At 56.8% G+C, this 20,130-nt stretch carries 22 protein-coding genes; 8 read left to right on the forward strand and 14 right to left on the reverse strand.

Going from position 1 to position 20,130, the window contains the following annotated elements; all coding sequences use genetic code 11:
* Positions 1–2: 2 nt before the first annotated feature.
* Both HUO14_RS06640 and tyrS read right to left on the reverse strand, forming a co-directional pair.
* Positions 3–317, reverse strand: coding sequence for a PilZ domain-containing protein (locus HUO14_RS06640; protein ID WP_176279090.1), 315 nt, complete (start codon positions 315–317; stop codon positions 3–5).
* A gap of 94 nt (positions 318–411) precedes the next feature.
* Positions 412–1,641 carry a tyrosine--tRNA ligase gene (gene tyrS / locus HUO14_RS06645; RefSeq protein ID WP_176279091.1) on the reverse strand — a complete coding sequence of 410 codons (1,230 nt, stop codon included), beginning with the start codon at positions 1,639–1,641 and terminating at the stop codon, positions 412–414.
* A 38-nt stretch (positions 1,642–1,679) separates the two neighbouring features.
* Between tyrS and HUO14_RS06650 the strand changes: the two genes are divergently transcribed.
* From HUO14_RS06650 to HUO14_RS06660, 3 genes are read left to right on the forward strand one after another with little or no spacing between them, the layout of a single operon-like run.
* Positions 1,680–2,225: a DOMON-like domain-containing protein gene (locus tag HUO14_RS06650; RefSeq protein ID WP_176279092.1), complete on the forward strand. Its 546-nt coding sequence runs from the start codon at positions 1,680–1,682 to the stop codon at positions 2,223–2,225.
* Positions 2,225–3,421, forward strand: a complete 1,197-nt coding sequence (locus tag HUO14_RS06655) for an exo-beta-N-acetylmuramidase NamZ family protein (protein ID WP_176279093.1) — start codon at positions 2,225–2,227, stop codon at positions 3,419–3,421. The genes HUO14_RS06650 and HUO14_RS06655 overlap by 1 nt, the downstream gene beginning before the upstream one ends.
* Before the next feature lie 58 nt (positions 3,422–3,479).
* Positions 3,480–3,782 carry a hypothetical protein gene (locus tag HUO14_RS06660; protein WP_176279094.1) on the forward strand — a complete coding sequence of 101 codons (303 nt, stop codon included), beginning with the start codon at positions 3,480–3,482 and terminating at the stop codon, positions 3,780–3,782.
* 2 nt (positions 3,783–3,784) lie between these two features.
* Here the strand turns inward: HUO14_RS06660 and HUO14_RS06665 are convergent, their stop codons facing one another.
* From HUO14_RS06665 to HUO14_RS06695, 7 genes are all read right to left on the reverse strand, one after another.
* Entirely contained in the window at positions 3,785–4,966 is a 1,182-nt protein-coding gene (locus tag HUO14_RS06665) for a vWA domain-containing protein (RefSeq protein WP_176279095.1), read from the reverse strand.
* Between the two features lie 15 nt (positions 4,967–4,981).
* A complete protein-coding gene (locus HUO14_RS06670) occupies positions 4,982–5,827 on the reverse strand; it encodes an AAA family ATPase (protein ID WP_176279096.1) in 846 nt (281 codons plus the stop codon).
* Positions 5,828–5,933: 106 nt separating this feature from the next.
* On the reverse strand, positions 5,934–6,593 hold the full coding sequence (locus HUO14_RS06675; RefSeq protein WP_176279097.1) for a DUF6975 family protein: 660 nt from the start codon (positions 6,591–6,593) through the stop codon (positions 5,934–5,936).
* Between the two features lie 145 nt (positions 6,594–6,738).
* Positions 6,739–8,748, reverse strand: a complete 2,010-nt coding sequence (gene rpoD / locus HUO14_RS06680) for an RNA polymerase sigma factor RpoD (protein WP_176279098.1) — start codon at positions 8,746–8,748, stop codon at positions 6,739–6,741.
* Between the two features lie 23 nt (positions 8,749–8,771).
* Entirely contained in the window at positions 8,772–10,640 is a 1,869-nt protein-coding gene (dnaG, locus tag HUO14_RS06685) for a DNA primase (protein WP_176279099.1), read from the reverse strand.
* Positions 10,637–10,993, reverse strand: a complete 357-nt coding sequence (locus HUO14_RS06690) for a GIY-YIG nuclease family protein (RefSeq protein WP_246255425.1) — start codon at positions 10,991–10,993, stop codon at positions 10,637–10,639. Before HUO14_RS06690 ends, dnaG begins: the two co-directional genes overlap by 4 nt.
* A gap of 74 nt (positions 10,994–11,067) precedes the next feature.
* On the reverse strand, positions 11,068–11,520 hold the full coding sequence (locus HUO14_RS06695) for a GatB/YqeY domain-containing protein (protein ID WP_176279101.1): 453 nt from the start codon (positions 11,518–11,520) through the stop codon (positions 11,068–11,070).
* Positions 11,521–11,653: 133 nt separating this feature from the next.
* Here HUO14_RS06695 and carA point away from each other — a divergent pair, with 133 nt between their 5' ends.
* The 5 genes from carA (at position 11,654) to HUO14_RS06720 (ending at position 17,871) form a co-directional block, all read left to right on the forward strand.
* On the forward strand, positions 11,654–12,925 hold the full coding sequence (carA, locus tag HUO14_RS06700; protein WP_176279102.1) for a glutamine-hydrolyzing carbamoyl-phosphate synthase small subunit: 1,272 nt from the start codon (positions 11,654–11,656) through the stop codon (positions 12,923–12,925).
* Entirely contained in the window at positions 12,925–13,302 is a 378-nt protein-coding gene (locus HUO14_RS06705) for a ribonuclease E inhibitor RraB (protein ID WP_176279103.1), read from the forward strand. The genes carA and HUO14_RS06705 overlap by 1 nt, the downstream gene beginning before the upstream one ends.
* Positions 13,302–16,637, forward strand: coding sequence for a carbamoyl-phosphate synthase large subunit (gene carB / locus HUO14_RS06710; RefSeq protein WP_176279104.1), 3,336 nt, complete (start codon positions 13,302–13,304; stop codon positions 16,635–16,637). The genes HUO14_RS06705 and carB overlap by 1 nt, the downstream gene beginning before the upstream one ends.
* A gap of 110 nt (positions 16,638–16,747) precedes the next feature.
* A complete protein-coding gene (greA, locus tag HUO14_RS06715) occupies positions 16,748–17,224 on the forward strand; it encodes a transcription elongation factor GreA (protein WP_176279517.1) in 477 nt (158 codons plus the stop codon).
* 5 nt (positions 17,225–17,229) lie between these two features.
* The gene (locus HUO14_RS06720) at positions 17,230–17,871 is read left to right on the forward strand and encodes a rhomboid family intramembrane serine protease (RefSeq protein WP_176279105.1); all 642 of its coding nucleotides are present in this window, start codon (positions 17,230–17,232) and stop codon (positions 17,869–17,871) included.
* On the opposite strand, the gene HUO14_RS06725 is transcribed toward HUO14_RS06720, so the two are convergent.
* Genes HUO14_RS06725 through HUO14_RS06745 form a run of 5 tightly spaced genes read right to left on the reverse strand, consistent with a single transcriptional unit; the run spans position 17,868 to position 19,931 of the window.
* Positions 17,868–18,104 (reverse strand): DUF4170 domain-containing protein, encoded by a 237-nt coding sequence (locus HUO14_RS06725; protein ID WP_176279106.1) that lies wholly within the window; start codon positions 18,102–18,104, stop codon positions 17,868–17,870. The genes HUO14_RS06720 and HUO14_RS06725 overlap by 4 nt on opposite strands.
* Complete coding sequence (locus HUO14_RS06730; protein WP_176279107.1) at positions 18,101–18,640, reverse strand: hypothetical protein; 540 nt, start codon at positions 18,638–18,640, stop codon at positions 18,101–18,103. Before HUO14_RS06730 ends, HUO14_RS06725 begins: the two co-directional genes overlap by 4 nt.
* Positions 18,641–18,643: 3 nt before the next feature.
* Positions 18,644–18,958, reverse strand: a complete 315-nt coding sequence (locus HUO14_RS06735) for a hypothetical protein (RefSeq protein ID WP_176279108.1) — start codon at positions 18,956–18,958, stop codon at positions 18,644–18,646.
* A gap of 8 nt (positions 18,959–18,966) precedes the next feature.
* Complete coding sequence (locus HUO14_RS06740) at positions 18,967–19,389, reverse strand: phage holin family protein (RefSeq protein WP_176279109.1); 423 nt, start codon at positions 19,387–19,389, stop codon at positions 18,967–18,969.
* A 35-nt stretch (positions 19,390–19,424) separates the two neighbouring features.
* Positions 19,425–19,931, reverse strand: coding sequence for a hypothetical protein (locus HUO14_RS06745; protein ID WP_176279110.1), 507 nt, complete (start codon positions 19,929–19,931; stop codon positions 19,425–19,427).
* Positions 19,932–20,130 lie beyond the last annotated feature (199 nt).

Genomic DNA, 20,130 nt, shown 5'->3' on the forward strand with positions numbered 1-20,130 from the left:
TTCTAGAGGCTGTTGATCTTGTCGATCATTGCCACGAAATCGGGTTCGCGGATCACTCTTTCAAATTCAAAACCACAGCGGCCCTCGTGCGACCAGACGAGATAGGCCTCGATCCGTCCAGTGACCGGCAATCGGACCGTTACCCTGTCGCCCTTCTCCATTTCCAGTATTTCGCCGACCATCAGGCCGTGTGCGGAAATATTGGTAATCCTGATCTGCTTCTCCTGGCCGGATTGAAATTCGCAAATTGTTTCAAAATCGACCGGAAAGCGAGTAGCGCGGCGCGGATCTGGCGATGTGTTATGTACGCTAGTCATGTCGTGCGAACTCCCAAAAGGCTAGAATCCGACAATAACCAATGATTAAGAATAAAAGGTAAATGCTAGTAAACGGCTGGCGAAAGCTTTTGGGTCACGCCTTGCGCAGCAATCCATGCTTCTTCTTTCCGGCCGAAAGCTTCACGTCTTGGTCAGAGACGGACACCATATGTCCAGCATCCTTGATCGGCTCGTCGTCCAGCCGGGCGCCGCCTCCTGCGATGAGCCTTTTCGCTTCACCTTTGGATGCGCAAAAGCCGATTTCAACCAAGGCGTCGAGCAAGGGTATTTCTCCGTTTTCGACGATGTGAACAGGCAGGTCGCCCCCGGCGCCGCCCTGCTCGAACGTCTTCTGGGCGGTCTCAGCGGCTTCCCTTGCGGCTTTTTCGCCATGCGCCATGGCGGTGGCGGCATCTGCAAGAACCTTCTTGGCTTCGTTGATTTCGGATCCCTGAAGCGATTCCAGGCGAGCGATTTCGTCGAGGTCGAGATCGGTGAACAAGCGCATGAACTTTCCGACATCCCGGTCATCGGTGTTGCGCCAGAATTGCCAGTAATCATAGGGAGACAGCCGGGCAGCATTCAGCCAGATGGCGCCATCCACGGATTTGCCCATTTTCGAACCATCGGCCTTGGTTATCAACGGAGTGGTGACACCAAATAGCTCGGCCCCGTCAATCCGGCGACCCAGTTCAATTCCGTTGACGATATTGCCCCATTGGTCCGATCCGCCAAGCTGCAGTTTGCAACCATATTGGCGCGACAATTCTACAAAGTCATAGGCTTGCAGAATCATATAGTTGAATTCGAGGAAGGTCAGCGGTTGCTCGCGTTCCAGCCTGAGTTTGACGGAATCAAAGGTCAGCATGCGATTGATCGTGAAATGGCGACCGACATCGCGCAAAAACGGGATATATTCGAGTTTGCTCAGCCAGTCGTCATTGTTGACCATGATCGCGTCGGTGGGGCCATCGCCGAAGGTCAGAAAATTCTCGAAGCTGTCGCGGATCTTGGCAAAGTTTGACTTGATACCTTCGTCATCAAGCAATTTGCGCATTTCGTCTTTGCCTGACGGATCGCCAACTTTGGTGGTTCCGCCGCCCATCAGAACAATCGGCTTATGTCCTGCCTGTTGCAGACGACGCAGCAGCATGATCTGGACCAGATTTCCGACGTGCAGTGAATCCGCGGTTACATCAAAACCGATGTAGCCCGGGATCACGCTTTTCATCGCGAGAGAATCCAATGCTGTCGCATCGGTTAACTGGTGGATATAGCCGCGATCATTTAGTAGACGCAGCAGATCAGATTGATAATTGGTCATGGATTGGTGCGTTACATGGGGACAACGAAAGTCGCAATATGCGTTTGAACTTGCAATCCCACCCGATAACCCCGGTATCTGCCATCGACGACATTTTGGTCGAGTGGTCGATGTCCGAGACCGGTACAATCTGGCTGAGATATCATGCCTCCGGAAATGTCGACGAAGTGAAGCTGCCGGATATTCAGGATCAGCCCGTGCGGATGGACAATCTGTGGGAAAGCACCTGTTTTGAACTATTCCTCAGCGAGCCGCGGAAACAGCGATACTGCGAATTCAATTTCTCCCCCTCGGGGCACTGGGCTGCCTATGGTTTTCCGCGTTATCGCGAATCAATGGAACCGCTCGCGCTCGTCCGGTCACCCGAGATATTCCTGGATTTCAGCGACTCGCATATTGCTCTCGAGGTGACCTTGGCACTGCCCGCTTCATGGGCACTGAAAGAACTCGATGCGGGCCTGTCCGCGGTCATTGAAATGCAGAATGGCGACAAATCACTCTGGGCTTTGGCGCATCCCGCGGCTAGGCCGGACTTCCATCACCGGGATGGATTTACGCTCAAAATGGAGGCAGCGGAAGGTTGATGAAATTTGGTATAGACAGGCTGATCGAAGACGCGGATTTGCGGCGGCCGCTGGCTGGAAAGCGGGTCGCACTGCTTGCACATCCCGCTTCGGTGACGCGCGATCTCGTGCACAGTCTGGACGCATTGTCTGCGATCGACGGAATCAACATAACAGCCGCTTTCGGTCCCCAGCACGGCCTGCGCGGTGACAAGCAGGATAATATGATCGAGTCGCCGGATTACAATGATCCGGTTCACGATATTCCGGTGTTCAGTCTTTATGGCGAAGTGCGGCAACCGACGGGCCAGTCGATGGGGACATTAGATGTCATCCTGATCGATCTTCAGGATCTGGGCTGCCGCATCTATACGTTCATCACCACGCTGCGCTATATGTTGGAGGCCGCTGCAGAGCACGGCAAGACGGTCTGGGTACTGGACCGGCCCAATCCGGCAGGGAGGCCTATCGAGGGGACGCTGCTGGAAGAAGGATGGGAAAGTTTCGTCGGGGCAGGACCGATGCCCATGCGACACGGGCTGACCATGGGCGAAATGGGACGCTGGATGGTGAGCCATTTCAACCTCGACGTGGATTATCAGGTTATCGAAATGCAGGGGTGGCAGCCGGAGGGTCCGGGCTCCGGCTGGCCGACAGACCGTATCTGGATCAATCCGAGCCCCAATGCTCCAAACGTCAATATGGCGAGAGCCTATGCCGGCACGGTCATGCTCGAAGGGACTACGCTATCCGAGGGTCGCGGAACCACGCGGCCATTGGAGCTGTTCGGCGCCCCGGATATCGATGCGCGAGCGGTCATTGCGGAAATGCGACGAAAGGCACCGCAATGGTTGAAAGGCTGTGCGCTCCGGGAAATATGGTTTGAACCAACCTTCCACAAGCATCAGGGCCAGCTGTGCAACGGTGTCCAGATTCATGCCGAGGGCCCTGTATACGATCACCAGGGATTCCGACCATGGCGACTTCAGGCGCTGGCGCTGAAAGCCATTAGAAAACTCTATTTCGGATATGAGCTGTGGCGCGATTTCCCATATGAATATGAGGAAGGGCGGTTGGCTTTCGATGTGATCAACGGCGGGCCATCGCTGCGGGAATGGATCGACAATCCGTCTTCAATCGCCAACGATCTGGAGGCCATCGCCGCACCGGACGAGCGATTGTGGGGCCAGATGCTGGGGGATTTCCTGCTTTACTGACTATGCTGCACTGCAACATCTTTATTGCATTCGCCGGAAAATCTGCTAATCGGCAATCATGTTACCGAGCAAAGAACTCTTCGAGGGTGTCGCATTGAAAAAATGTGTGGCCGCAACCTATAACAATACCGCTTTCAAGCTGGCGCCGCATATTCTCTATACGCGGCATGACGAAATGTATGTCGATGCGGTTCCGCTGGAAAAAGACGGCCTGCCACCGAGGGAAGTCAAGCTTGGAACGTTCAAGCTCTCCGGCCTGAAAGACGTTCGCGTCGAAGACCTTCATTTCGAACGCTCTGAAATATTCGAGCCGGCAGCCGAAAAATATGAGGGTACAACGCTGTTGGCCGTTGAATCCTGACGCTAGCCCTGCTTGCGGGTCAGTTCTTTCATGGCATCGCTCAGGCCGTCCACGGTCAGCGGGTACATACGGTCGTTCATCAGTTCGCGGATGATCTTGACGCTCTGCGAATAGCCCCATTGCTTTTCCGGTACCGGGTTTAACCAGGCAGCTGCAGGATAGGTGTTGGTCAGCCGCTGCATCCACGTGACCCCGGCTTCTTCATTGAAATGTTCGACCGATCCGCCGGGATGGGTGATTTCATAGGGGCTCATCGACGCGTCGCCGACGAAGATGAGCTTGTAGTCATGGCCATATTTATGGAGGACATCCCATGTGTTGGTGCGCTCGGAAAAGCGCCTGCGATTGTCCTTCCACAAGCCCTCATAAGGGCAGTTATGGAAATAGAAAAATTCGAGATTCTTGAATTCGCCGGTTGCCGCGCTGAACAATTCCTCGCAGATTTTGATGAAAGGATCCATCGACCCGCCGACATCAAGGAAAAGCAGAAGCTTTACCGCGTTGTGGCGCTCGGCCCGCATATGGATGTCGAGCCAGCCCTTTTTGGCGGTGCCCTCGATGGTCCGGTTGATATCGAGTTCGTCCTGGGCGCCTTCACGGGCAAATTTGCGCAGCCGGCGCAATGCTACCTTGATATTGCGTGTTCCAAGCAGCTTGGTGTTGTCGAGATTCTGGAACTCGCGCTTGTCCCATACCTTGAGTGCCTTTTTCTGGCCGCCTTCGCCGCCGATCCGGACGCCTTCCGGATTATAGCCCGAATTGCCATAAGGCGAGGTGCCGCCGGTGCCGATCCACTTGCTGCCGCCTTCGTGGCGCTCTTCCTGTTCTGCAAGGCGCTCTTTCAGCGTCTCCATGATTTCGTCCCAGCTGCCCAGAGACTTGATCTTTTCCATTTCTTCTTCGGACAGATATTTCTCCGCGACCGCCTTCAGCCAGTCGAGCGGAATCTCTTCCTCCTGGGTGCCGTAGGAAGTTTCTATGCCCTTGAAGACTTTTGAAAATACCTGGTCGAAGCGATCCAGCAACCCTTCATCTTTCACGAATGTCGCCCGCGAAAGATAATAGAATTCCTCCGGACTGCGCCGGATTACATCCTTGTCGAGCGCCTCGAGCAGAACCAGATGTTCCTTGAGCGAAGCCGAAATGCCAGCGGCCCGGAGTTCGTCCATGAAGTTAAAGAACATTGTCTGTGCCTCTGCTTAGCGCGCTTCGCGTTTCGCCATGAATGCCAGCCGTTCAAACAACATCACGTCCTGCTCGTTCTTCAGCAGCGCGCCGTGGAGCGGCGGGATAGCTTTGCTCGAATCTTTCGATTGCAGCACTTCGAGGGGCATGTCTTCGTTGAGGATCAGTTTGAGCCAGTCGAGCAATTCGCTGGTGCTTGGTTTCTTCTTCAGGCCGGGTACGTCTCTGACTTCGTAGAAAATATCCATCGCCTTCTTGACCAGGACGCCCTGAATGTCAGGGAAATGGACGTTGATGATTTCCTGCATCGTCTGGCGGTCCGGGAATTTGATATAGTGAAAGAAGCAGCGGCGCAGGAATGCGTCGGGCAGTTCCTTCTCGTTATTCGAGGTGATGATCACGATCGGCCGTTCGGCAGCCTTGATGGTTTCCTTGGTTTCGTAAACATGGAATTCCATGCGGTCGAGTTCCTGCAGAAGATCGTTCGGGAATTCGATATCCGCCTTGTCGATTTCGTCAATCAAAAGGACCGGGAGTTCGGGAGCGGTGAAGGCTTCCCAGAGCTTTCCCTTGCGGATGTAATTCGAGATGTCGTGGACGCGTTCGTCGCCGAGTTGCCCGTCGCGAAGACGCGCTACCGCATCATATTCATAAAGGCCCTGATGCGCCTTTGTGGTGGATTTCACGTTCCATTCGATCAACGGCGTGCCCATTGCCTTGGCGAGTTCATAGGCCAGAACGGTCTTGCCGGTGCCGGGCTCGCCTTTGACAAGTAGCGGACGCCGGAGCGTCATGGCAGCATTGACAGCAACCTTCAGATCGTCGGTTGCAACATAGTCTTTGGTACCGTCAAAACGCATGATTTTCTATTCCTTGCCGTGATAGTCAAAGCAAAGGCGATAGGGAAAATCGCCGTTGCAGGCAAGTTAATCATTTAGTTAAATAACAGGGAAATGGACCAGCTATTTATTGGGATATCCGGGTATTGCGACGTGCTTCCAGAAGTTGCCAAAGCCCCCGATGCTGGTTGAGCAATTGTTCAGAGCCAAAATTCAAGGCCCGCTCGAGGGCAGCCGTTTGCGATAGTTCATCCTTTAACGCCGCCGTCGAAGCCACATCCGGCAGGATCGAAGAGCGGGCTTCGACGCCAACCCGGAGGGCGATCGGTTCGAGAATTTTTCTGATCGCTTGCCAGTCCGAAACCAGAGCGATGGCGGCACCGACGGCGCAGCCGTTACGATCAGACTGGGATAACATGTCCAAAGCCTTGCGTTGACCGTGCACGGCGGCATTGCTCTGGTCCGATGCGCTGACGCCGGAAATTGGTCCAGCCGAAACGGTCAATTTGGTCAGGAAAGCGCGTTCTGCAGCAAAGCCGTCGGTCGCCTGGATCAGCCATTCGCGTGCTGCGTCGTCGACTATGCGGGTTGCGGCGTTATCGATGACGCCGGGATGACGACCGTGCAAAATGCACAGAAAATGGGCAATGTCAGCGATATCTGCGCCCGACAATATCGAGAAATCCTGAGCGATCAACTGGACATAGGGCGCCATGCTGCTGCCATGGGTACCGACGTGCTCAGCAAATCCATGCTGTGTCGTCGATTGTGCATTTTGTCCAAGCATGGCTGTTCCGATATCCCGAGAATTTGTCGCGAAAATGCGAAAAGGCATCTTCGTCCAGTTCCCGATATACAGGTGATTCCTAAAGAGCCGGTTTATCGCCTGTTAGCTATTTGCAAACCATGATGCTCGGCGGAAAAGTCAGGCCCTATTGATCCAGGAAACTCCGCATTTTACGGCTGCGGCTGGGATGTTTGAGCTTTCTCAATGCCTTGGCTTCGATCTGTCGGATACGTTCGCGGGTAACGCTGAATTGTTGTCCAACTTCTTCAAGCGTGTGGTCCGTGTTCATGCCGATTCCGAAGCGCATGCGCAGCACCCGTTCTTCACGCGGAGTGAGGCTGGCGAGCACGCGAGTCACGGTTTCTTTCAGGTTCGCCTGAATGGCCGCGTCGACCGGAATGATCGCATTTTTGTCTTCGATGAAATCACCGAGATGCGAATCCTCTTCGTCACCAATCGGTGTTTCGAGCGAAATCGGCTCCTTGGCAATTTTCATCACCTTGCGCACTTTTTCCAGCGGCATTGAGAGGCGTTCGGCCATTTCTTCCGGGGTCGGTTCGCGGCCCTGTTCGTGGAGGAACTGACGGCTTGTGCGAACGAGCTTATTGATTGTCTCGATCATGTGGACCGGAATACGGATGGTCCGCGCCTGATCGGCAATCGAGCGGGTGATAGCCTGACGGATCCACCAGGTCGCATAGGTGCTGAACTTGTAGCCCCGACGATATTCAAACTTGTCGACCGCTTTCATCAGGCCGATATTGCCTTCCTGGATAAGGTCCAGGAACTGCAGGCCGCGGTTGGTATATTTCTTGGCGATGGAAATCACGAGACGGAGATTGGCCTCGACCATTTCCTTCTTGGCTATCCGCGCTTCGCGCTCGCCCTTCTGCACCATATTGACGATACGGCGGAACTCCACCAGCGAGGTGCCGGTAGCATTGGCGATGTCGGAGATTTCCGAACGGATGCGGTCGACCGCTTCTGCCTCGTTTGCGACGAAAGCTGCCCATTTCTTGTCGGCTTTGGCCATGCTGGGGAGCCAGCCATCATCGAGTTCGTTGCCGACATAGCTTTCCAGAAACGCACGGCGCGGAACCTTGTGGCGCTCAGCCAGACGGAGCATCTGACCGCCAAGCGTCGTGAGCCGACGATTGAACGAGTAGAGCTGGTCGACCAGAAATTCGATCTTGTTGGCATGAAATTGCACGCTTTCGACCAATGCGGTCAATTCTTCGCGCAAATTGTGATATTTTGTCTCGGAAGCCGCCGGGAAGTCCTTGCCCGCAGCCAGCGATTCCAGCCGGGTCGTCTGCAATTTCGAGAATTTCTTGAACACCGATGTGATCAGCGCGAATTTTTCGAGCGCGTCGGGTTTCAGGGCTTCTTCCATCTGCGCAAGCGAGAGTGTGTTGTCTTCCTCTTCCTCATCGACGACGCGCTTGGTGCGGCGTTCGGTCAGTTCCGCTTCGTCGTCATTTTCGCCATCAGCCGATTCTTCGTCTTCGACCTCATCATCATCCTTGAACGACGGGCCTGCGGTCTTCTCGCTGATCTCGCCGTCGTCGTCATCATCTTCTTCCAGATTTTCCGGCACGGGGTCCTTGGAAAGCATGGCGTCGAGATCGAGGATTTCGCGCAACTGCATTTCGCCATCGTTGAGCGCGGTGGACCATTCGATGATTGCGTTGAATGTCGTCGGGCTTTCGCAAAGGCCCCAGATCATGGTGTCGCGGCCAGCTTCGATACGCTTGGCAATCGCAATCTCGCCTTCGCGGCTGAGCAATTCCACAGCGCCCATTTCGCGGAGATACATGCGGACCGGATCGTCGGTACGATCGGAGGCAGCCTTTTTGGGAGCGGCAGCGGCGGTCTTCTTTTCCTTGTCCTTGCCATCGATGGACTCGACTTCGTCGCCGCCCATTTCCTCGGCAGCTTCTTCGTCATTCTCGACGATGCGGACGCCCATTTCGGAGATTGCGGACATGACGTCCTCGATCTGCTCGTTCTGGTCCTGGGGCAGGGCCTCGTTCAGCTCGTCAATCGTCAGATAGCCGCGTTTTTTCCCTTTCGCGATCAACTTCTTGATGGCGCTATCGTTGAGATCGATCAACGGTTCGTCTTCGGCTTTGGAATTTTTCGCTTTACTTGCCAATGGCTGAGGCCCCTAATTTGAAACTATAGTGTGTCGTCGATCTGGGTCAGGTCGACCAACCGCTCGTGAAATAATTGCTTCGCTTCCCTGAGGCGCTGCTGCTCGGCATAACTTTCTTCCGTAAGATCGTCCTGCACTCGCCGCGTTGCCTCTGCCAGAGCCGCTTCCAGTCCGGGGCGCGCCGTCACCACTTTTATCGCTTCTGCCAAATCCTTATGCGCCCGTTCGATCAGTTGCGAAGGAGCATCGTCTGGCATTTTGCGGTTGAAAGTGAAATTCAGCGCGTCGGCCCGTAACAGCCCTTTTGCGACATTATAACAATCTGTCTTCTCCAATATGGTAAGAAGGCCCTGCATATCAAGCGTTTCTTTGCTCATCGCGACATTGATCAGTTCGCCGAGCAATATCTGCAGCTGCGAATCGGCCAGCTTGATCGCGTGAAGCTCTTCGAAATGGCTGGAAATCCGGCACGGATGACGGATCAGGCCGCCCAATATGCCCTTGGCAATCTGCAGGTCATAGCCCTCGATGAGAAAGCTCTTGGTCTCGTCGAGTGGCTTGTAGGAGACAAATTTTGACGGGAACTTGCGGCCCTTGTTTGGCGTGAAGCGCCGGTCGGACCGGCTGTCCTTCTGGGCGAAAAATGCAGCCTGATAGCGGTCGTTAAATTCCTGGCGATAATGATGCGCGATATCCTGATCGGCGATGTCGCGGACATGGTCGGACAGCCGTTTCTTCAGGCCCGCCTTGGTTTCGGGGGTGTTGAGCGGCTCGGCGTCAAACTCCACCTGCCAGATTTTATCGTCCAGCGTCTGCGGCTTGGCGATAAGGGCGGCGAAGGCGTGGGCGCCTTCAGAGCGGATCAGGTCGTCAGGATCTTGTCCTGCGGGGAGGGAGATGAAGTGCAGGCTGTGCGATGGCCGCAATATCGGCAGGGCGCGCAGAGCGGCGCGCATGGCCGCTTTCTGCCCTGCATTGTCGCCGTCGAAGCAGAGGATCGGCGCTTCGACCATCTTCCAGATGCGTTCGATCTGGTGCTCGGTCAGGGCGGTGCCGAGCGGAGCGACGACATCGGCGAAACCGGCCTGCGCGAGCGCGATGGCGTCCATATAGCCTTCGACCACCAAAATCCGCCCGGTCCGGCGGGAAGCGGGCGATGCCTTGTCGAGATTGTAGAGCGTGCGGCCCTTGTCGAAGAGCGGGGTGTCGGGGCTGTTGAGATATTTCGGTTCGCCGTCGCCCAATATCCGGCCGCCAAAGGCAATTACCCGGCCGCGGGGGTCGCGGATCGGGATCATCAGCCGGCCACGGAACCGGTCGTAAGGCTCCTTGTCATCGACCTTGATCAGCAGGCCGGCCTCGATCAGCTGGTCAATGCCATGGGTCGAGAGCGCCTGTTTGAGCCGGCCGCGCGAATCCGGCGCAAAACCGAAGCCGAACTCGCGGATCGTGCTTTCGGAAATGCCGCGGTTATTCAGATACTCGCGTGCTGCGGCACCCTCGGTCCCGTTGAATTGCGCGACAAACCAGTCCTGCGCTGCCGCCATGACGTCATGCAGGGTGGCGCGGACTTCCTGCCGCTGCGCGGCGCGCGGGTCTGGGGCAGGGACGTCCATTTGCGCTTCGGCTGCCAGATCCTTGACCGCGTCCATGAAGCCAAGACCGCGCTGCTCGGTCATCCAGCTGATCGCGTCACCATGGGCGCCGCAGCCAAAGCAGTGGTAGAAGCCCTTCTCGTCGTTGATCGTGAAGCTCGGCGTATTCTCGTTATGGAACGGGCAGCAGGCCTTGTACTCGCGACCCGCTTTCTGGACCTTCACGGTCCGCCCGATGAGGGTCGACAACGTGACCCGCGATCGCAGTTGTTCGAGCCATTGCGGGGAGAGGGTCATTGTGTGATCCCGGTGTCTCGACTTCGCTCGACACGAACGGTGTTTTGGGCGCTCATCTCTCCGTTCGTCTCGAGCGAAGTCGAGAGACGGTCTCGAGGTGGTTTTGCGAAATAGGACAATTTCTTCCAGTCACCTGCAATTAGAGCGCGCTTTTTGGCCTGGGACCATTTCTTGACTGTTAATTCGGCTGACAAAGCTTCTTCTCGAGTCGGGAAGGTTTCGGACCAAACCAATTCTACAGGCCGTCGCTGGCTCGTAAACTTACAATATCGACCGGTGCAATGCTCAGCTATCCGGCGTTCCAAATCATCCGTGTGACCGGTGTAGAACTTACCATCTGCGCATAACAGCATGTAGGTCCAAAACGCCAATTACGCGCCTCCCAAGTGTCTCGACTTCGCTCGACACGAACGGTCGAAGTTACGTTTCACGAAAGCGCAGCCTTCACCAGTGCGCTGGCCTTGCTCATGTCGATTTCGGTGCCATGGCGTTTTTTCAGTTCGCCCATCACCCGGCCCATGTCCTTCATGCCGTCGGCGCCCAGTTCGGTCTTGATGCCGTCGATCAGCGCTGCGGTTTCCTCGTCGCTCAGTTGCGCGGGGAGGAACTCCTCGATCACCGCCAGTTCCTGTTTTTCCGCTGCGGCGAGTTCGGTGCGGCCGCCGGATTCGAACATGTCGATCGATTCGCGGCGCTGTTTTGCCATTTTCTGCAGCACGTCGATCAGGATCGCATCTTCATCGCGCGCATCTTCCTTGGTGCGCAGTTCGATATCCTTGTCCTTGAACTTCGCCAATATGCTGCGGGTCGCGGCGGTACGGTCCTTGTCACCGGCCTTCATGGCGGCAATTTGCGCGGCTTTCACGGTATCGCGAATCATGGCGTTCCTCATATTTTTGGAATAAGCGACCACCATAGCGGGAACATAATATTTTTCATAGATTGTGGCGCCAGAAATCTGGCTCTAGGTCCCATGAAATTTTGCGCCTAAGACGGACCTGAAGGAACAGCTCATGACCCATGCCCATAATCCCGCCGCTCCAGAGGGTGCAACCGGGATATTGGTATTGGCCGACGGTACGATAGTCTGGGGCAGGGGCTTTGGCGCGACCGGCTCTGCGGTCGGCGAAGTCTGCTTCAACACCGCGATGACCGGCTATCAGGAAGTGATGACCGACCCCAGCTATGCCGGGCAGATCGTGACATTCACCTTTCCCCATATCGGCAATGTCGGAACCAACGAGGATGATGTCGAGGCGGACAGCCCGCATGCGCTGGGCTGTATCGTCCGCGAGGATATCACCGCACCGTCCAACTTCCGCGACCAGAAGCCGTTTGACCAGTGGATGGCGGAGAATGGCCGGATTGGTATTTCCGGTGTCGATACAAGGGCCTTGACCCGGCGGATCCGCGAAGCGGGTGCGCCCAATGCGGTGATCGCCCATGATCCCGAGGGCAATTTCGATATCGACGAATTGCTCGCCCAGGCGCGCGCATGGGCCGGCCTGGAAGGCATGGATCTGGCGAAGCAAGTGACCGGGCACCAGACGCAGCTTTGGGACAAGGGCGGTCTGTGGCGGCTTGGTCATGGCTATGCCAAAATGGAAGAATTGGAAGCATCTTCTGCTTCGTCGGCAGCGGGTCTCTCGACTTCGCTCGAGACGAACGGGGGGGATCCAAAGTTTGTCAAAGTTGGGGCCAATGAGCGACCTCACGTTGTCGCCATCGATTATGGCGCGAAGCGGAATATCTTCAGAAATCTTGTGAAGGCTGGCGCAAAAGTTACTGTGGTACCAGCTGAAACTTCATTCGATGAAATCATGGCGTTGAAGCCGGCGGGCGTGTTTCTGTCCAATGGCCCCGGCGATCCGGCGGCGACCGGCGTCTATGCGGTTCCGGTGATCCGGCAGCTGCTGGAAGCGGATATCCCGCTGTTCGGCATCTGCCTTGGCCACCAGATGCTCGCCCTCGCGGCGGGCGCCAAGACGGTCAAGATGCACCAGGGCCATCGCGGCGCCAATCATCCGGTGCAGCGGATCGGCGGCGGCTGGGACACCACCGAAGGGCTGGTCGAGATTACGAGCATGAACCACGGCTTTGCGGTGGACGGTGAGACGCTGCCCGACACGGTGCATGAAACCCACAAGAGCCTGTTCGACGGCAGCAATTGCGGTATCGAGATTATCGGCAAAAAGGCCTTTGGCGTGCAATATCATCCGGAAGCCTCTCCGGGACCGCAGGACAGTTTCTATCTGTTCGAGAAATTTGTCGGGGGCCTGAGCTGATGAGCGGACCAATCGATCCTGCGCATCTCGCCGAAGAATGGGCGATTGATGACGAAATCCTGCAAAATATGGCAGCAGGCGGCGATTTGTCGCATGTTGTGCGCGAGATTAACGTGCAATTTGTCGGGGCGGTCTCGGATATCAACAAGCTGAAGAATGACGCGGCGAAATGGGGCTTTCGCTCGGCGCTGGTCTCCAATGAGGATGACGAGTGGGTGATCGAGCTGCAGACCGATCTCGACACCAAGCGCGAGACGATCCGCGAACTGACCCGCAAATGCCTCGAGATCGAGAGCGAATATGACATCGACCATGATGGTTGGGGCTGTTTTGCCTGCAACGAAAATGGCGAAATTTCTGATGAGAACCCTGCATAATGCCCAAAAGAACTGACATAAAATCCATCCTCATCATCGGCGCCGGCCCGATCATCATCGGGCAGGCCTGCGAGTTTGATTATTCGGGCACGCAGGCGTGCAAGGCGCTGAAGGAAGAGGGGTACCGGATCATTCTGGTCAACTCCAATCCGGCGACGATCATGACCGATCCGGAAATGGCCGACGCGACCTATGTCGAGCCGATCACGCCCGAGATTGTCGCGAAGATCATCGAGAAGGAACGGCCGGACGCGATCCTGCCGACCATGGGCGGGCAGACGGCGCTGAACACGGCGCTGTCGCTCAACAAGATGGGCGTGCTGGAAAAATATGGCGTCGAGATGATCGGTGCCGACGCCGAGGCGATCGACAAGGCCGAGGACCGCGAGAAGTTCAAGGCGGCGATGGACAAGATCGGCCTGGAAAGCCCTCGCAGCGCCGTGGCGCATAGCGAGGCGCAGGCGCTCGAAATACTCGAGGAAATCGGATTGCCGGCGATCATGCGGCCGAGCTTCACGATGGGCGGCACCGGCGGCGGGGTCGCCTATAACCGTGAGGAATTTGTCCATTATGTCCGGACATCGCTGGACGCATCGCCGACCAACGAGGTGCTGATCGACGAGAGCCTGATCGGCTGGAAGGAATATGAGATGGAGGTTGTCCGCGACAAGGCGGACAATTGCATCATCATCTGCTCGATCGAGAATGTCGATCCGATGGGTGTGCACACCGGCGACAGCATCACGGTTGCGCCGGCGCTGACCCTGACCGACAAGGAATATCAGATCATGCGCAACGCCAGCATTGCGGTGCTGCGGGAAATCGGCGTGGAAACAGGTGGTTCCAACGTACAGTTCGCAGTCAATCCGAAGGATGGCCGGCTGGTCGTGATCGAGATGAATCCGCGCGTATCGCGCTCGTCTGCGCTTGCCTCCAAGGCGACCGGCTTCCCGATTGCCAGCGTCGCCGCGAAACTGGCGGTCGGCTATACGCTCGACGAGATCGAGAATGATATTACCGGCGCAACCCCGGCATCGTTCGAACCGACGATCGATTATATCGTCACCAAGATTCCGCGCTTTGCCTTCGAGAAATTCAAGGGTGCCGAGCCTTTGCTCTCGACCGCGATGAAGTCGGTCGGCGAGGTCATGGCGATCGGCCGCAATATCCACGAATCGATGCAGAAAGCGCTGCGCGGTCTGGAAACCGGGCTCGACGGCTTCAACCGGGTGCAGGCGCTGGAAGGCGCCAGCCGTGAGGATATTTCCGCAGAACTGGCGCGGGCGACACCCGACCGGCTGCTGGTCGCGGCCCAGGCGATGCGCGAAGGGTATAGCGACGCCGAAATCCATGGAATCGCCGGTTTTGACCCGTGGTTCCTTGCCCGCATTCGCGAGATTATCGACGCCGAGCAGGGCGTGATCGACAACGGTCTGCCCAATGATGCGCAAGCCTTGCGCAAGCTGAAGTCGATGGGCTTTTCCGATCAGCGGCTGGCCAAGCTGGCGATCGATTCCGTCCATGTCGCGGGCGGAGCAGGGCGGGCGGTCGCGGGCGGCCACGGGCTGGTTCATGACGCCCTTGCCGCCATGGCTGGCGCAACCACAGAAGCGGAAGTGCGGGCATTGCGTCACAAGCTGGGCGTGCGGCCGGTGTACAAGCGGATCGATACCTGCGCAGCGGAGTTTGAAGCCAAGACGCCCTATATGTATTCATCCTACGAAGCGCCGATTTTCGGGGAACCGGAATGCGAAGCGCAGCCGTCGGATCGCAAGAAGATCGTCATTCTCGGTGGCGGTCCGAACCGGATCGGGCAGGGGATCGAGTTCGACTATTGCTGCTGTCACGCGTGCTTCGCGCTTTCCGACGCAGGCTTTGAAACGATCATGATCAACTGCAATCCGGAAACCGTTTCGACCGATTACGATACGTCCGACCGGCTTTATTTCGAGCCTTTGACCGCCGAAGATGTGCTGGAAATCCTGCATGTCGAACAGCAGTCGGGCGAACTGGTCGGCGTGGTCGTGCAATTTGGCGGGCAGACGCCGCTGAAACTGGCGCAGGCGCTGGAAGACGCGGGCATTCCGATCCTCGGCACCTCGCCGGATGCGATCGATCTTGCCGAAGACCGCGAGCGCTTTGCCAAGCTGGTCAACAAGCTGAAGCTGAAACAGCCGGAAAACGGCATGGCGCGGACCCGCGACGAAGCGGTGAAAATCGCCGACCGGATCGGCTATCCGGTGCTGCTGCGGCCGAGCTTCGTGCTCGGTGGCCGGGCGATGGAAATCGTCGACGGACCGGCCCAGCTGGAAAATTACATCAACACGGCGGTACAGGTGTCGGGCGACAGTCCGGTGCTGGTCGACCAATATCTGCGCGACGCGGTCGAGGTCGATGTCGACGCGATTTGCGACGGCGACGAAGTCGTGGTCTGCGGCTTGCTGCAGCATATCGAGGAAGCCGGCGTCCATTCGGGCGACAGCGCCTGCTCGATCCCGCCTTATAGTCTGAGCGACGAGATTATTGCGGAAATGGAACGGCAGACCGAGGCGCTGGCTTTCGGCCTGAAGGTTCGCGGCCTGATGAACATCCAGTTCGCGGTCAAGAATAATGAAGTCTATCTGATCGAGGTCAATCCCCGCGCCAGCCGGACGGTTCCTTTCGTCGCCAAGGCGATTGGCGTGCCGATTGCCAAGATCGCGTCCCGCGTGATGGCCGGCGAGAAACTGAAGGACCTGCCGGTGATCAACCGGCATATCGATTATACCGCGGTCAAGGAAGCGGTGTTCCCGTTCAACCGTTTCCCCGGCGTCGATCCGATCCTGTCGCCGGAAATGAAATCGACCGGCGAAGTCATGGGGATCGACCAGGGCTTCCCGATCGCCTTTGCCAAGTCGCAGCTGGGCGCCAGCGCGATCCTGCCCGACAGCGGAACCATTTTCATCTCGGTCAAGGAAACCGACAAGAAGGTGATCGAGCCGGCGGCGCGCCTCGCCGAGAAGCTTGGTTTCAAGATCATCGCCACCTCCGGAACCGCCGATTATCTGGCCGAAAAGGGTATCGAGGTGGAGAGGGTCAACAAGGTCGCCGAGGGGCGCCCGCATATTGTCGACCGGATCAAGGATGATGAGGTCAATCTGATCTTCAACACGACCGAGGGCTGGCAGTCGCTCAAGGACTCCAAGTCGATCCGGGCGGCGGCGCTGGTTGGCAAGATTCCGATCTATACGACCGCGACCGCGAGCAATGCCGTGATGCAGGCGATTGAGGCGTTGCGCGAGGAGACTCTTGAAGTTCGTGCGCTACAGTCCTATTATAAGGCTTCGCAGACTTAATTTTTCCGACATTTCGTCAAACTGCGGGCGTCCTCTGAAGCGGGCGCCGGAAAACTGTTTTTGACGCTGCACGGCCGAAATCGGCAGCGTATCAGTAAGGAAAGGCCAATATAATGGCTGTTGAAAAAGTACCAATGCTTGCCGAAGGCCATGCCAAGATGGAGGCCGAACTCAGGGCCTTGAAGCTGGAACGCCCGATCATTGTCGATGCGATTGAAACCGCGCGGGCGCACGGCGATCTTTCGGAAAATGCCGAATATCACGCGGCCAAGGAACGTCAGGGCCAGGTCGAGGCGACGATCGGCGATCTCGAGGATAAATTGTCCCGCGCCCAGGTCATCGATCCCAAGACCCTGTCGGGTGACAAGGCTGTCTTTGGCGCGACCCTGACTCTGCTCGACGAAGATGACAAGCCGGTGAAATATCAGCTGGTCGGTCAGGCGGAAGCCGATGCCAAGGCCGGCAAAATCAGCTATAATTCGCCAATCGGCCGCGCCCTGATCGGTCGCAGCGTTGGTGAAGAGATTGAGGTCACCGTGCCATCGGGTGACAAATATTTCCTGCTCGACAAGATCGAGTTCATCTAGACCAGATGAATATGCCCGCCGGAAAACTGACCAACGGCCTGATCATCGCCAATGTCGTGATCTTTCTGCTGGTCTGGCTTTTCGGCTGGGAACAGGATGCCATTCTGCGCGGCGGGATGTTTCCGATCCGCCTGAGCGGCGAATTTATCGACACGTCCGTCTATGGCTGGCTGGTGCCGGCCTGGCTGACTCCTCTGTCTTCGGCCTTCCTGCACAGCGGTCTGCTGCACATCGGTTTCAACATGCTGATGCTTCTATTCTGCGGTCGCTTTGTCGAACAGGCATTGGGTCCGCAGCTGATGGCTGTTCTTTATGTCGCGGGCGCCTATGCGGCGGCAATCGCGCAATTTGCCGTCGAACCCGGATCGATGATCCCGATGGTCGGCGCGAGCGGTGCCATTTCCGCGATATTGGGAGCTTATGCCCTGCTGTTTGCGCGCAACAAGGTTGATCCGGTCGGGCCGATTCCCGGCCATGTCGTCCGTATCATCTGGTTGACGCTGGCATGGATCGGCATCCAGCTGATGATCGGTCTTGCCACCAGCGGCAATCTGCAGGGAATAGCGATCTTCGCGCATATCGGCGGTTTTGTAGCCGGTCTGGTGTTGACCCGGCCCTTGCTCGAATGGCGGTTTCGAAGCGCCTAGACTTCGAGCGGAACATCCGGTTCGAGCAGCTTGTGCAAATGAACGACAACATATTTCATCTCGGCATCGTCAACCGTCATCTGGGCCTTTGAACGCCAGGCGTCCTCTGCTGCCTCATAGTCGGGATAGACCCCGACCAGATCCATCTTGTCGAGATTGACAAATTCCATGCCGCGCGGATCCTTGACCCGTCCGCCCATGACCAGATGAATTTTGCTGCGTTCTTCGTTCATTTTTTGCCCTGATTATCTTCTTTCACCGCATCCTGTGCTGCGGCCATCGCGGTCTTAGCAGCCTCGATTGCTTTGCCAAACATATCTTTGAACTGGTTTCGTAAATTGTCGTTGCTCAGACCCATTTCGCTAATCTGGTCGCGGCTGGCGTCCTTCGCCGCCTGATAGGCGGTTTTTGCCGTTTCGTTGATCTTGCGTCCGGCACCGCCGACAAATTTGCCTTCGGTTTTGCTTTTCGGCAGCAAGGCACCGACCAGTACGCCGAGCGCGGCACCGGCTGCGACGATTGTCAGCGGGCTGTTGGTGATGGTTTCTTCCGACCTGGCGGCTGCTTTTTTCGCGGCCTCCCTGGTGGCGGCAACGCTTTCCGCCGCTTTTTCCCGGCCGTCACCGAGCAGGGCCGCGGCACGGGCCTTGCTTTCGGACATTTTCTCGCGCGCTACGACCGTGCTTTCGCTGGCGATGTCCCTGGCCGTTTCAAACCGTTCGCGGGATGCTGCCCGGGCTTTGTCGATATTGTCGGTTAACTTGCTCATATTCTATTCCTCGATTTGATCCGGCTGGGATTTCTTCTGGCTGGCAATCAGGCGGGCGATCGGCCGGCGCATCGCGATCATCGCGGCGGTCGCGGCGACGGTGGCGGTGATCACCGGATGGGCCTTGAGACCCTCGGTTGCCTTTTGCCCGGCTTTGCCGACCTTTTGTGTGGCCTTGTTCCTGGCTTCCGAGACGAGACTGGACGGTTTCAGACGTTCTCTGGTTGCTGCCGTGTCGATCTTCAGATTCTCGCGTGCCTGCGCCCGGTCCATGGCCAGGTTGCGGAGGCTGAATATCTCGTCATTGGTTTTCGCCATCTTCAATCTCACGAATTATTTTCATCAAGGGGCAGCTTCTTTGCCCGTTTTATTGCCATGCCCATCGTCACCGACGCAACCAGCAGCGTCAACCCGACAATGATTCCGGTCGCTGCCAGGGGGCCAACATGTTGTGACAGAACCAGTAACAGTCCCAGGATCAGCGCGATGATTGCCATGATTCCGGTCACCACCGCAACCCCGAACAACAGCAGGACGCGCTTCGTTGCTGCCAGATTTACCGACAATTTGGTGCGATAATATTCGGTTTCGGCACGGGCGAGGACCCGGACGTCTTCGATCAGTTCGTTGATCTGCGACGTCAGGGTCCTCGCTTCGGACGCGCCAGTGGCATCGTCCCGGGCGTTGCTCGCTGTTTCTTCGGAAAGCCGCTCGTCATCCAAAACCGGAATATCCTTGTCCTGCAACATCGCTCACCTGCTGATATGGTGGCTTCATGCTACACTCATGCGTCGCGATCATCCATCCCTGATTTCACCAGACGGGAGATCAGAAATCCGACCACGGCTGCTGCGCCGATGGCTACTGCCGGGCTCTTGCGGACAAAGTCGCGAGCATCGTCGACCATTTCGTCCACTTCCTTGCCGTTGAGCTTTTCGGCGAAGGAGGAAACCGTGTCCGCTGCGGAACGGGCATAATTGCCATATTTCTCGCCGACATTCTCGTCGATGGTCTTGGCGCTGTCCTCGATGATCCTGCTCAGATTCTCGATCGCATTGCCGGTATGTTCCTTGCCTGCGGTGGCCGCCGATTTGGCTTTGGTAATCGCGCGGTCCCTGAAATCGCCGGTCGAGCTTGCAGTCGAAGCTGCGGCCTTGGTGGCACCGGCTTTCAGAGGCGCTGCTTTTTGCGCCTTTGCCGTGCGTTTCTCGGACGTGTCTTTCTTTGCTGCGGTTTTTCTGGTCGCAGTCTTTCCACTTGTCTTTACGGCTGGTTTCTTGACTTCTGCCATGATCTGTAATCCTTCCTCGTTTGTCCCTTGCCAACGCGTCACAAATGGAAATTGTTCCATTTGAATTTCCCACTCAAACGAAATGGGATGATTTGCTTTGGAAACAAGGGGCAAGGCACGGATAAATATGGTGCAATAGATTGCAAGAAGCCCGCCGTGGCTCTAAGGCCATGGCAATTGTTTTACACCACTCGGAGCC

It is taken from the genome of Parasphingorhabdus flavimaris (genome assembly GCF_013371215.1).
In the GTDB taxonomy this organism is placed as follows: Bacteria; Pseudomonadota; Alphaproteobacteria; order Sphingomonadales; family Sphingomonadaceae; genus Parasphingorhabdus; species Parasphingorhabdus flavimaris.